Here is an 11359-nt window from a genome sequence, read left to right as displayed (position 1 = left end):
AGGTGCCGCTCGATGAGCCGGGCCATCGTCACGTACTGCGTGAACACGAGCACCGAACCGCCCTCGGCGACGATGGTGTCCAGCAGCTCGTCGAGGAGCTCCAGCTTGCCGGAGCGCGCGCCTCCGGTCGCGCCGCCGTCCCCCAGGTAGTGGGCCGGGTGGTTGCAGATCTGCTTGAGCGAGGTCAGCAGCTTGACCACCAGTCCGCGCCGCTCCATCCCGTGGGCCTGCGAGATCGCCGCGAGGGTCTCGCGTACGACGGCTTCGTAGAGCGCGCTCTGTTCGCGGGTGAGGGACACCGGGTGGTCGGTCTCGGTCTTCGGCGGCAGCTCGGGCGCGATGCCCGGGTCGGACTTCCTGCGCCGCAGCAGGAAGGGCCGTACGAGCGCCGCGAGCCGGGCCGCCGCCTGCGGGTCGCGGCCGCTCTCCACCGGCTCGGCGTAGCGGGCGCGGAAGGTTCCGAGGCGGCCCAGGATTCCCGGTGTCGTCCAGTCGAGGACGGCCCACAGCTCGGAGAGGTCGTTCTCCACGGGGGTGCCGGTCAGGGCCACGCGGGCCCGCGCCGGGAGGGTCCTCAGGGCCTTCGCGGTGGATGAGTGCGGGTTCTTGACGTGCTGCGCCTCGTCGGCGACGACCATGCCCCAGTCGGTGGCGGCGAGTGCGGCCGCGTCCAGGCGCATCGTGCCGTACGTGGTGAGCACGAACTCCCCGGCGCCGGGCGTGAGTCCGGCCAGGCTGCGGACCGGTCCGTGGAAGCGGCGTACCGGGGTGCCGGGCGCGAACCTCTCGATCTCCCGCTCCCAATTGCCCAGCAGCGAGGCGGGGCAGACCACCAGGGTGGGGCCGGCGGCTGGCGCACCTTGGCCGTTGCGGTGCAGGTGGAGCGCGATGAGGGTGACGGTCTTGCCCAGGCCCATGTCGTCGGCGAGGCAGGCACCGAGGCCGAGCGAGGTCATCCGGGCCAGCCAGCGCAGGCCGTGCAGTTGATAGTCGCGCAAGGTGGCCGACAGGCCGGGCGGGGCGTCGACCTCGTCGACCTCGTCGGCCTCCTGCGGGTCGCCGGTGAGGCGCGCGCGCAGGCGTTCCAGCGCACCGGCGGCCTCGACGTCGACCCGCTCGCCGTCGATCTCCGCGGACCCGGTGAGTACGGCGGCCAGCGCGTCCGCGGCGCCGACCGTACAGTCCTGGAGCGCGCGGGCCCGGCGGGCCTCGGCGGGGTCGATCAGTACCCACTGGTCGCGCAGCCGCACCAGGGGGCGGTTCGCCTCGGCGAGGCGGTCCAGCTCGACGGGGGTCAGATCGCCGTGCCCGCCGAGGGCGTGGCGCCAGCTGAAGGAAAGCAGGGCGCCGGGGGAGAGCAGACCGGAGGGCGGGGCGCTGCCTGCGGTGTCGCGGGAGCCGACGACGGCGCGGGCGGTCAGTCCGCGGACGAGCCCGCGCGGCCAGTGCACCTGCAGCCCGTCGGCGGCGAGCGCGGCGGCGGCTTCGCCGAGCAGCTCCGTGACCTCCTCGTCGGCGAGTTCGACGGCGTCCGGGACGGCCGCGCCCAGCAGCGGGGCGAGCGGGGGCCACAGCCGGGCGGCCCGGCGCAGCGCACGCAGGGCGTCCAACCGGGCGCCGGGAGGGAAGGCGCCCGCGGCGGCTCCGGAACCGGCCCAGACGTCGGCGGCGTCGGCCACCAGCGCGGCGTCGGCCGGGCTGTGCATCTGCAGGACGGCCCGGAAACCCCCGGCGGCCGTCGTGGCTTCGGCCGCCTCCGGGGCCGCGGGTGCCCGGCCGGGTTCGCGGATCAACTCGATCCGGAGGGAGAGGCGCACTCCGGCGTCGTGACCGGCGGCCACCTCGGCGGACCAGTCGCGCAGGCGGGGGCGGCGCTCGGCCGGGCGGGCGGCGAAGGCGGGCCCACCGGCGGCCGCGGGCGCGGCGGGGGAGCGCGGCAGGGTGTCGGCGACGGCGTCGAGGAAGGCGCGCAGCAGCGGCTCGGCGGCGGGCAGGCGGGGCGGCCCCTGCGGATTCAGCGGCAGGCAGCGGGCACCGGGCGGCATGGCGGCGGCCAGGGCGCGCACCTCGTCGAGGTCGGCCGGTTCCAGCGGCCCGATCCGCCAGGCGTCGTGGCCGGCGGGGTTCAGGCCCGGCAGCAGTTTCCCGTGGGCGGCGAACCGCAGCGCCAGCAGCGCGGCCGCGCCCCAGAAGGCGGTGCTACCGCTGTCGGCCGCGGCTTCGGCCCGGGCGCGGGCGCGGGTGAGCACGGGCAGGGCCTCGTCCATGGCCAGCACCAGCGCCCGCACGGTGGTGCGCCGCAGGTCGGGGGTGACGACGGTCAGCTCCTCGAAGCTGCCCGCGCCGACGCTGAGGCCGACGCCGCAGCCGACGCCCGCGTCCGGTCCGTCCGTCTGCCAGAGGGCGAGCCGGCCGCTGCGGGCCGGGTCGCCGGGAAGGAAGACAGCGGAGCGGTGGATGAGCTCGGAGATCTGGGGGAGCACGCATTCCTCAAATTTGACTACCGGAGCCGGGGTGGCCGAGGGTACCTCAACTCAGGACCCGGGAACGCGCGGTCGCGGCGGCGCGTTGAGGGGGTAGTGGTCGAGGTCACAAGGAAGGTGTCCGCAGATGTCCAACAGCGGAAAGGTCGCGGTTGCCGGAGTCGTGGCAGCCATCGTGTTGTTCTGGGCGGTGGGCTTCTGGGCGGGCCTGCTGGTTCTCATCGGGGTGCCGGCGGCGGCCTACCTCCTGCTGGACTCCTCCCAGCGGCGCCGGCTGCGGGGGGTGTCCCGGAAGCAGCTGGGCCGCTGACGGCGGCGGTAGTGCGCGGCCCGGGCTGAGGCCGCTCCGGGAGGCGGCCGGGCTCCGGCTCGGTGTGCGGAGCCCGGCGGGCACGGCCACGGGGCGGGCGTCGGGTGCGGATGCACCCAGTGGCCGGATCAGGCCGCCCCGCTCACGACGACCGGAGGGAGCTCGGCTTCGAGCAGCATCTGGGACGCGTGGTCCACGAGGTTGCGGAGCACCGGCTGGTAGGTCTCGTCGCCGCCCAGTTCGTCCAGGATCCGGTAGGCCTCGGTGCGGAACCCGTCGATGTCCGCGCGGTAGCGGTCGAGGGCGAGGGGCGTCCGCATGATGCCCGCGAGTTCCGTTCTGGCCTGATGTGACCGGCTCGCGGCGGCGCACAGGCCCAGGATGTGTTCCCGGGAAAGGGGCGACGCGTCCTCCAGGACGGAGGCGAGCAGATAGGTCACCGTGCCGTTGAGCAGGTCCTCGTCCCGGCCGGAAAGGATGTCCTCCTGGTCGTTGAAGATCTGCCACAGGATTCCGAAGACGTAGCCGAATTCACGCCACAGCTCGACCTTTTCGTCCGTGGTGCCCGAGAATATGGCGGCCATTGCCGTGATCATGCCGAAGGGGGCGCCGGATTTCCCGCGGTACGTCTCGACCACCGATTTCCGGGAAGCGCTGCGGATGTCCCCGCGCATGTCGTCTATCTGGCCGTCGACGCCGATGATCCAGCCGTTCAGGATCTCGGTTATCAGGGCGCCGTGCGCCGCCTCCGGGAGATCTTGCGCCAGGATGATCTGAATGGGCAGCGCATTTCCGGTGACGACGGAGGCGAGCAGTGCTTCGTCCTCGGTGAGATCGCCGCAGATCGACGCGCCATTGGCGTCGGCCAGGTCGTCGAGGTAGCAGGCCGAGGTCCACCACAGCAGGTGCACCGCCGAGAGCGGCACGGCCGGCCCGGGATTCCCCGTCTCTATGGCGTGCGCGAGCAAGGGAAGTACCGACAGGGGATGTCTCAGTTTGCGCTGCTCCAAGAGCTTGGCCACGGAGTTCCTGGTGGTCGCTGCGATCGGGCCGAGCCGGTCCAGCGCGGTTTCGATCTCCGCATCGATGTCCTGTGCGACCTTGCGGTGCAGGTCCAGGTACGACATGGAATTCAAGAGTGGCCTCCATCGTGGAATGAGCGTGGGGTGAGGTGCGCACCCTTCGAGCCGCGTGACTGGCCGATTCGATCATTCCGGAGGAGGGGGATCCAGAGCGATTTTCGGTCGCTGTGGCCGAATCCCTTTAGTTGACGCGTTAAACTACCGACGGTAATAAGCATTTTCAGCCATCGGGACGATCAGTAATAGCCATCCATCAAAGTCGTGGCCCACTCCGGCTGCCGGAGCTCGCCCCGTGGCCCGAATTCGGCCATGTAGGGCTTCAGGTCGAGGACCGGTGTTCCGTCGACGGCGTCGAGCCCTTCCACGTGGACCTCCAGTCCGTCCACCTTCACCACCCGGCACCGTGAGACCCCCAGCCGGTTGGGCCGGTTCTTGCCGCGCTGCGCGAAGATGCCGACCAGCGGCCAGTCCGCGTTGTTCCGCGGGTGCCGAGCACCCGTCTCGACCTTCTCCACCGGGACCCGGTCGAAGTGGTAGACGACCTCGACGTGCGAGAAGTCCTCCAGGCCGTAGAGCGCCTCCGGACCGAACCGGTCGCCGTCCAGGCGGATCACCGCCGTCTCGCGCCCCCAGTCGTCGTCCACCACGTCGGCGCGGCCACCCACGACCACGCCCACCGGCTCGACGACCACACCCACCGGCTCCGACTCCACCACCGTGTCCCCCCCCGTACCGTTGCGCGTGCGCACGCCCTTCGTCCGCACGTCGCTGTTCGTACCGACCCCCGGCCCGCTCCGGCCGGGGATCACGCCGGGCGGACCGCGACGCTGTCGAGCGCCGCCAGCAGCTCCGGCAGGTCGGGATCCCCCTCCCGGGGAACCGTGAGCACCTCGCCCGGCTCCTCGTCCAGCAGGACGAAGGCCGCCTCCCCGGTACGGGCCACCAGCGACCAGCCGGGGCCGTCCACGCGCAGGGTCCGGGCCCCTTCGCCGGCGAAGGAGGATCGCACTCGGCCGGGCGGCGGCGCGGTCCGCGTGTACTCCAGCGCCTCTTCCAGCGCACGGGCGAGCCCAGGATGCGCCGCGGCCGCGGCCCCGCCGTCCGTCGCCACGCGCTCGCTCCAGTCGGCCCATTCCCGCGCGATCTGGTCCGCGCCCAGCCGCCGCTGCACCGGGCCCCACGCCTCCGCCGAGGGCGGCGCCAGCGGCACCCGCCCCGTACCGTCCGCGCCCTGCTCCGGATCGTGCGGCTCCGGGATCCCCGGTGCGGCCACCGACAGGTCCACCGGCCAGCCCGCCAGCGAGGCCACGATGGTCCGCTCGTCGGGCGACAGGTCGTATTCCATACCGCAGTCCCACGAGGCGATGGCGGCGGCCACGAGCGAGACGTCGTCGACGACCACCGTCCAGCGGGCGCCCTCCTCGTCCTGGCCGAGTACCAGCCCGTACCCCTCCCTGCTGGGGGCCACGCCCAGCAGGGCGCAGGCCTCCGGGAAGTCGTCACCCAGGAAGCTGGGGAACTGTGCGGGGGTCAGGAGTACGGCGGTCAGCACGTACAGCGAACCGCCACCCTCGTCGTCGTCGGACACCTGGCCTCCAGCTTGCTCTCTCGTCGGCGCACCTTAACTACTCGGTAACCCGCGCGTCGAGAGCCTGCGGGCCACGATTTCCAAGGCCGCCACCTGCACGTAGAGTTGGGGACCCGCCACAGAAAGGGACACCCGGTGCAGCGTTACGACCGGCTGAAGGAGATCCTCCGGCTCGACCCGGACAAGGACTTCCTCGCCATCTACCGGCTCACCGCCACCTACGAGTTCCCCTGGGACTTCGCCCGTGCCCTGGAACTCGCGCTGTTCCGTACGTACGCCGTCCCCAGCATCGGCGGCCTGCTGGCCGACACCGCCGAGTTCACCGAGCGCACCCAGAAGCGCTACGACGACACCGCGCTGCTCCTCGACGCGGTCGTCGAGCACGGCTTCGACAGCGACACCGCGCGCACGGCGATCCGCCGCGTCAACCAGATGCACCGCAGTTACGACATCTCCAACGAGGACATGCGCTACGTGCTGTGCACGTTCGTGGTGATCCCGCCACGCTGGCTGGACGCCTACGGCTGGCGCCCGATGACCCACCACGAGCGCCGGGCGAGCGCGAACTACTACACCGCACTCGGTCGACACCTGGGCATCACGGACATCCCGGGCTCCTACGAGGAGTTCGAGGCCACCCTCGATGCCTACGAGGCGGCCCACTTCGGCTGGGACGAAGGCGCCCGCAAGGTCGCCGACGCCACCCTCGACCTGATGGCCTCCTGGTACCCGGCGCCGCTCGCGCCCGCCGTGCGCCGCGGGGGCCTCGCCCTCCTCGACGACCCGCTGATCGACGCCTTCCGCTACGAGGCCCCCAATGCCGGCCTTCGGAAGCTGGTGCAGGGCGCCCTGCGGCTGCGGGGCCGAGCGGTCCGTCTGCTGCCCCCGCGCCGGTCCCCGCACTACGCCCGCCAGAACCCGGAGATCAAGGGCTACCCCGGAGGCTACGACGTGGGCGAGCTCGGCACCTTCCCCGTGCCCGGCTCGGGCGGCTGCCCCGTGCCGCATCCACGCCGGCCCGCCGGAGCCGAGGCCCAGCCTCCGGCCTGACCCCGGGCACCTTCGCGGTCACCGGGTGCGGGGCCGACGTACGAACCAGGTGTCGTACGCGGGGGTCAGGGCCGGCGCGCGGCCAGCACCAGGAACCGGTGGTCCTCGTCGGCGTAGGAGGTCATCTCCCAGCCCGAGGCGGACAGGAGCGGGCCGAGGTTGTGCTCCGCCCGCATGTCCTGCGGGGTCAGCTCGCGGCCGTGGCGCGCGGCGAGCGCCGCTCGCCCGATCGGGTGGAAGAGCGCGAGCCGGCCGCCCGGGCGGACGACCCGCGACAGTTCGCGCAGGTTCGCCGCCGGATCGGGCAGGTGGGCGATGAGCCCGGCGGCGAACACCGCGTCCAGCGCCTCGTCGCGCAGCGGCAGCCGGGCCACGTCGGCGAGCATCAGGAAGCCCTCGGCGGCCCGCCCGGCCCGCTGCGCGGCGGCCAGCATCTGCGGGGTGAGGTCCACGCCGAGCACGGTGCCCGCGGGTCCGACGGCGGCCCGCAGTGCCCCCAGGGCCCGCCCGGTGCCGCAGCCCGCGTCGAGCACACGGTCCCCCGGCCGCAGCCCGAACTCCGCCACGGCGGTGGCGAAGGCGGGCCCGTCCTCGGGGAACTTGAGGTCCCAGCCGTCGGCCCGCGCCCCGAAGAACTCCTGCACGTGCGTGTGGTCTTCGCTCATGGGCCCATGATCCCCCACCGCCGCACAGCCGGGTGTCCGCGGACCGTGCGCAAGGTGGCGCTTGGGGTGATCGAAGGTGAACGTAGCTCTGTCATATTCCAGCACTTACAGCTGCTTTCGAAATGCGCCCCCTGTTCGCGCACTCACCCGGACTAGCGTCCGTTGGCCATGGGACACCTGGGACATCTGGACCACGCCGCCTACGGCTGGCTGACACCCGTGCTGTCATACGTGATGGCATCGATCGGCGCCGCCCTCGGGCTGCGCTGCACCGTCCGCGCGCTCGCCGCGACCGGAGCCGTCCGCCGCAACTGGCTGCTCACCGCGGCCTCCGCCATCGGAACCGGCATCTGGACCATGCACTTCGTCGCGATGCTCGGCTTCGAGGTCACCGGTACGGAGATCCACTACAACGTGCCGCTCACCATCCTGAGCCTGCTCGTCGCCATGCTGGTCGTCGGCGCCGGAGTCTTCGCGGTCGGCTACGGCAAGGCGCGCGGCCGTGCCCTCGTGCTCGGCGGCCTCACCACCGGAATCGGCGTCGCCAGCATGCACTACCTGGGCATGGCCGCCCTGCGCCTGCACGGTGACGTCTCCTACGACCCGCTCGTCGTCGGCCTCTCCGTCGTCATCGCCGTGGTCGCCGCCACGGCCGCCCTCTGGGCCGCGCTCAACATCAGGTCGCCCCTGGCCGTGGCCGCCGCCTCCCTCGTCATGGGCGCCGCCGTCAGCAGCATGCACTACACGGGGATGACGGCCGTCGCCGTCAGCGTCAGCCCCTCGGACGCGGCCCTGCCCGGGGCCACCGCGATGCAGTTCATCTTCCCGCTCGCCGTCGGGCTGGGTTCCTACCTGTTCATCACCGCCGCCTTCGTCGCGCTCTCCCCGACGGCCGACGAGCGCGCGGCCTCCGCCTCCGCCCGGCACCTGGGGGAGCGCACCGCAGCCGCGCACTGACCGCCGCCCGCCATCGCGCCCGTACGACCGCACTGCCCATCGACCGACGACCGCACCGACCGCCGACCGCACCGACCGCACCCACAGGCACCGCCCGGAACGAGGAGCCATGCGAACACCCCGCAGAAGACCGGAAGCAGCGGCGCCGCGGCTGCCCGCGCCGCCGGCACGCGGCCGCCGGGCCCATGCCGGGCCCCCGGCCGAGGAACCGGCGGGAGACCGGGCACGGCAGCAGCCGCTGCAGGCGGACGACGCCCGCCCGCGCCGCTCCGCCGAACCCGGCGAGCGCGGTCCCCGGCTGCGGCTGCGGCTGCGCCCCGCCACCGTCCGCGCGAAGATCGTCTCGCTGCTGATGGTCCCGGTCGTCTCGCTCCTCGGGCTCTGGGCCTTCGCCACCGTCAACACCGCCCAGGACATAGCCCGGCTGGCCCGGGTCCAGCAGGTCGACTCCGAGATACGAGCCCCCGTCGCCGCCGCCGTCACCGAGCTGCAGGCCGAACGGCGTGCGGCCGTCCGCCTCCTGGCCGACCCCGCCGCCGACCCGGCCGCCCTGGGCCAGCAGGCCCGCCGCACCGACAGCGCCGTCCGCGGCCTGCGGCTCGGCGACCGCCACACCGTCGCCGACTCCGGCGACTACCGCTCGGACACCGTGGTCCGCCTGGACGCGTTCGTCGCCGCCGCCGAGGCGCTGGGCTCGGCCCGCAAGGACATCACCGACCGCCGCGCCACCCCCGAGGCCGCCTTCGCGATCTACACCCGGGTCGTCGACGCCGCGTTCGCCGTGAGCGGCTCCCTGTCCGGGGCCGAGCACGCCGAACTGGGCCCCGACGCACGCGTCCTGCTCGACTTCGCCCGCGCCGCGGAACTCCTGTCCCGCGAGGACGCCCTGCTCGCCCTGCCGGGCCAGCGCAGCGCCGAAACGCTTCGGCTCCTGACCGGCGCCATCGAGTCCCGCCGCGCACTCACCGAGACCGCGGCCCGCGACCTGCCCGCCGCCCAGCGCGACGCCTGGCAGTCCCTCGCCAAGAGCGCCGCCTACGCCGACCTCACCGGCGCCGAGGACCGGGCCCTGGCCACCGGCACCTCCCGTGACGGCCGTGGGGCGCCCGGGGGATGGGAGGCCGCCCACAGCGGCATCAGCGCCTCGATGCGGGAGATCGAGGAGGCGGCGCACACCGCGGCCGCGCACCGGGCCGACCCCGTCGCCGAAGGGGCGTTCAGCCCGGCCGGAGCCGCCGTGCTCCTGGGCCTGGCGGCCGTCGCCGCCTCCCTCGTCATCTCGGTCCGGATCGGCCGCGTCCTCGTCGTCGAACTGGTCTCGCTGCGCAACACCGCGCTGGAGATCGCCCACCGAAAACTCCCCGACGCGATGGAGCGGCTGCGCGCGGGCGAGGAGATCGACGTCGCCGCCGAGACCCCGGCCGGCCCGCCCGCCGACGACGAGATCACCCAGGTCGGCGAGGCGCTGGGCACGGTCCACCGGGCCGCGCTCAGCGCCGCCGTCGAGCGGGCGGAGCTCGCCAGCGGAGTATCCGGCGTCTTCGTCAACCTCGCCCGCCGCAGCCAGGTCCTCGTGCACAAGCAGCTCACCCTGCTCGACTCGATGGAGCGGCGCGCGGACGACCCGAACGAGCTCGGCGACCTCTTCCGCCTCGACCATCTCACCACCCGGATGCGCCGGCACGCGGAGAGCCTGATCATCCTCTCGGGCGCGGCCCCCGGCCGGGCCTGGCGGATGCCGGTCCCGCTCACCAACGTCGTCCGGGCCGCCGTCTCGGAGATCGAGGACTATCCGCGCGTCGAGGTCCGCCAGCTCGCCGAGGCGGCGGTGGTCGGCGGAGCCGTCGCCGACCTCACCCACCTCCTCGCCGAACTCATCGAGAACGCGGCCCAGTTCTCCCCTCCCCACACCAAGGTCCGGGTCAGCGGAGAACCGGTGGGCACCGGCTACGTCCTGGAGGTCGAGGACCGTGGACTGGGCATGGGCCGCGAATCCCTCAACGACGCCAACCGGCGCATCGAGCAGTCCGAGGACCTCGACCTCTTCGACAGCGACCGGCTCGGCCTCTTCGTGGTCAGCCGCCTCTCGGCCCGCCACGGCGTGAAGGTGCACCTGCGTACCTCGCCCTACGGCGGCACCACCGCCGTGGTGCTGCTGCCCCATTCCATGCTCCAGGGCGCCATCACCGTCGGGGCCCCGGCCCCGGACCCGATGCCGGAGCGGGACCCGGCCGCGGCCGCGGACCACGCCGGTGCGGACCGGGGCTCCGGGCGCCGGGAGTCGCGGCCGGCCGCCGCCGGCCCCGCCCCGGCCCGGGCTGCCGTGCCGGCACGGGAGCCGGCCGCGGCAGCGCAGCAGCCGCCCGCCGTGGCCGCCGTACGGGACGAGGCGCGCGGCCCGGCCGCCGTACGGAACGACGCGCGCGCCACCCCGGCCAGGGGCGCGGACCCCAGTGCGGCCGAGGAGCCGCGCCCGGCACCGGTGGCCCCGCTCCGGCCGCGCGCCGCCGGCGGTGCGGGCACCCGTACGGAGGCGGCCGCACCCTCCTCGGCCTCCGTGACGGAACTGCCGCGCCGGGTGCGCCAGGCGAGCCTGGTCCCGCAGCTGCGGGAGGCCCCCACGCCCCAGGGGCCCACAGGCGTCCGGCTGCCCGAAGAACCGCCGGGGCGCAGCCCGGAGCAGGCCCGCGACCGGATGGCGGCCTACCGGGCCGGATGGACCCGCGGCGCCGAGGAGAACTCCCCCCACGCAGGCAGCGAAGGAGAAGTGTGATGATCGAGCACCAGAGGATCGGCCACGACGGCATCCGCAGGTCGGGCGAACTCGACTGGCTCCTGGACGACCTGGTCCACCGGGTCGTCGAGGTCCGGCACGCCGTGGTCCTCTCCAACGACGGCCTGGCGGTCGGCGCCTCCAACGCGCTCAGCCGGGAGGACGCCGAGCATCTGGCGGCGGTGGCCTCCGGCTTCCACAGCCTGGCCAAGGGGGCGGGCCGGCACTTCCACGCCGGGGGCGTGCGCCAGACGATGGTCGAGATGGACGAGGGCTTCCTCTTCGTGGCGGCGGCCGGGGACGGCTCCTGCCTGGCCGTGCTCAGCGCGGCGAGCGCCGACATCGGGCTGATCGCCTACGAGATGGCCCGGCTGGTCAAGCGGGTCGGCGAGCACCTCTACACCCCGCCGCGGTTCGCGGCGCGGCCGCCGGCCGCCGGCTGAGGGCGGCG

General features: G+C 73.8%; 10 protein-coding genes. 5 read left to right on the top strand and 5 right to left on the bottom strand.

Annotated elements, in window-relative coordinates; translation table 11 throughout:
* On the bottom strand, nucleotides 1-2483 hold a 2483-nt coding region (locus AB0F82_RS05880; RefSeq protein ID WP_362624369.1), incomplete at its 3' end, for a DEAD/DEAH box helicase.
* A 127-nt stretch (nucleotides 2484-2610) separates the two neighbouring features.
* Between AB0F82_RS05880 and AB0F82_RS05875 the strand changes: the two genes are divergently transcribed.
* Complete coding sequence (locus AB0F82_RS05875) at nucleotides 2611-2793, top strand: hypothetical protein (RefSeq protein WP_356815777.1); 183 nt, start codon at nucleotides 2611-2613, stop codon at nucleotides 2791-2793.
* Between the two features lie 128 nt (nucleotides 2794-2921).
* On the opposite strand, the gene AB0F82_RS05870 is transcribed toward AB0F82_RS05875, so the two are convergent.
* From AB0F82_RS05870 to AB0F82_RS05860, 3 genes are all read right to left on the bottom strand, one after another.
* Nucleotides 2922-3920, bottom strand: coding sequence for a polyprenyl synthetase family protein (locus AB0F82_RS05870; RefSeq protein WP_362624436.1), 999 nt, complete (start codon nucleotides 3918-3920; stop codon nucleotides 2922-2924).
* A 191-nt stretch (nucleotides 3921-4111) separates the two neighbouring features.
* Complete coding sequence (locus tag AB0F82_RS05865) at nucleotides 4112-4567, bottom strand: SAM-dependent methyltransferase (RefSeq protein ID WP_362624434.1); 456 nt, start codon at nucleotides 4565-4567, stop codon at nucleotides 4112-4114.
* A gap of 113 nt (nucleotides 4568-4680) precedes the next feature.
* Nucleotides 4681-5463: a hypothetical protein gene (locus tag AB0F82_RS05860; RefSeq protein WP_362624367.1), complete on the bottom strand. Its 783-nt coding sequence runs from the start codon at nucleotides 5461-5463 to the stop codon at nucleotides 4681-4683.
* A gap of 135 nt (nucleotides 5464-5598) precedes the next feature.
* On the opposite strand from AB0F82_RS05860, the gene AB0F82_RS05855 reads away from it, so the two are divergent.
* Entirely contained in the window at nucleotides 5599-6513 is a 915-nt protein-coding gene (locus AB0F82_RS05855; protein WP_362624365.1) for an oxygenase MpaB family protein, read from the top strand.
* Nucleotides 6514-6578: 65 nt separating this feature from the next.
* Here AB0F82_RS05855 and AB0F82_RS05850 read toward each other — a convergent pair whose 3' ends face one another.
* Nucleotides 6579-7178 (bottom strand): class I SAM-dependent methyltransferase, encoded by a 600-nt coding sequence (locus AB0F82_RS05850; protein ID WP_362624363.1) that lies wholly within the window; start codon nucleotides 7176-7178, stop codon nucleotides 6579-6581.
* Nucleotides 7179-7355: 177 nt separating this feature from the next.
* Here AB0F82_RS05850 and AB0F82_RS05845 point away from each other — a divergent pair, with 177 nt between their 5' ends.
* From AB0F82_RS05845 to AB0F82_RS05835, 3 genes are all read left to right on the top strand, one after another.
* Entirely contained in the window at nucleotides 7356-8135 is a 780-nt protein-coding gene (locus AB0F82_RS05845) for an MHYT domain-containing protein (RefSeq protein WP_362624432.1), read from the top strand.
* Between the two features lie 109 nt (nucleotides 8136-8244).
* Entirely contained in the window at nucleotides 8245-10908 is a 2664-nt protein-coding gene (locus AB0F82_RS05840; RefSeq protein WP_362624361.1) for a sensor histidine kinase, read from the top strand.
* A complete protein-coding gene (locus AB0F82_RS05835) occupies nucleotides 10908-11351 on the top strand; it encodes a roadblock/LC7 domain-containing protein (protein WP_356815935.1) in 444 nt (147 codons plus the stop codon). Before AB0F82_RS05840 ends, AB0F82_RS05835 begins: the two co-directional genes overlap by 1 nt.
* Nucleotides 11352-11359 lie beyond the last annotated feature (8 nt).

Origin of the sequence: Streptomyces virginiae (genome assembly GCF_040638905.1) — a bacterium.
In the GTDB taxonomy this organism is placed as follows: domain Bacteria; phylum Actinomycetota; class Actinomycetes; order Streptomycetales; family Streptomycetaceae; genus Streptomyces; species Streptomyces virginiae_B.
This window is presented reverse-complemented; position numbering and strand designations above follow the sequence as displayed.

Bases quoted from the DNA above. Each gene is read 5' to 3' on its own strand.
- AB0F82_RS05840 (WP_362624361.1), top strand. From the start codon at position 8,245: ATGCGAACACCCCGCAGAAGACCGGAAGCAGCGGCGCCGCGGCTGCCC.
- AB0F82_RS05835 (WP_356815935.1), top strand. From the start codon at position 10,908: ATGATCGAGCACCAGAGGATCGGCCACGACGGCATCCGCAGGTCGGGC.
- AB0F82_RS05870 (WP_362624436.1), bottom strand. From the start codon at position 3,920: ATGTCGTACCTGGACCTGCACCGCAAGGTCGCACAGGACATCGATGCG.
- AB0F82_RS05875 (WP_356815777.1), top strand. From the start codon at position 2,611: ATGTCCAACAGCGGAAAGGTCGCGGTTGCCGGAGTCGTGGCAGCCATC.
- AB0F82_RS05850 (WP_362624363.1), bottom strand. From the start codon at position 7,178: ATGAGCGAAGACCACACGCACGTGCAGGAGTTCTTCGGGGCGCGGGCC.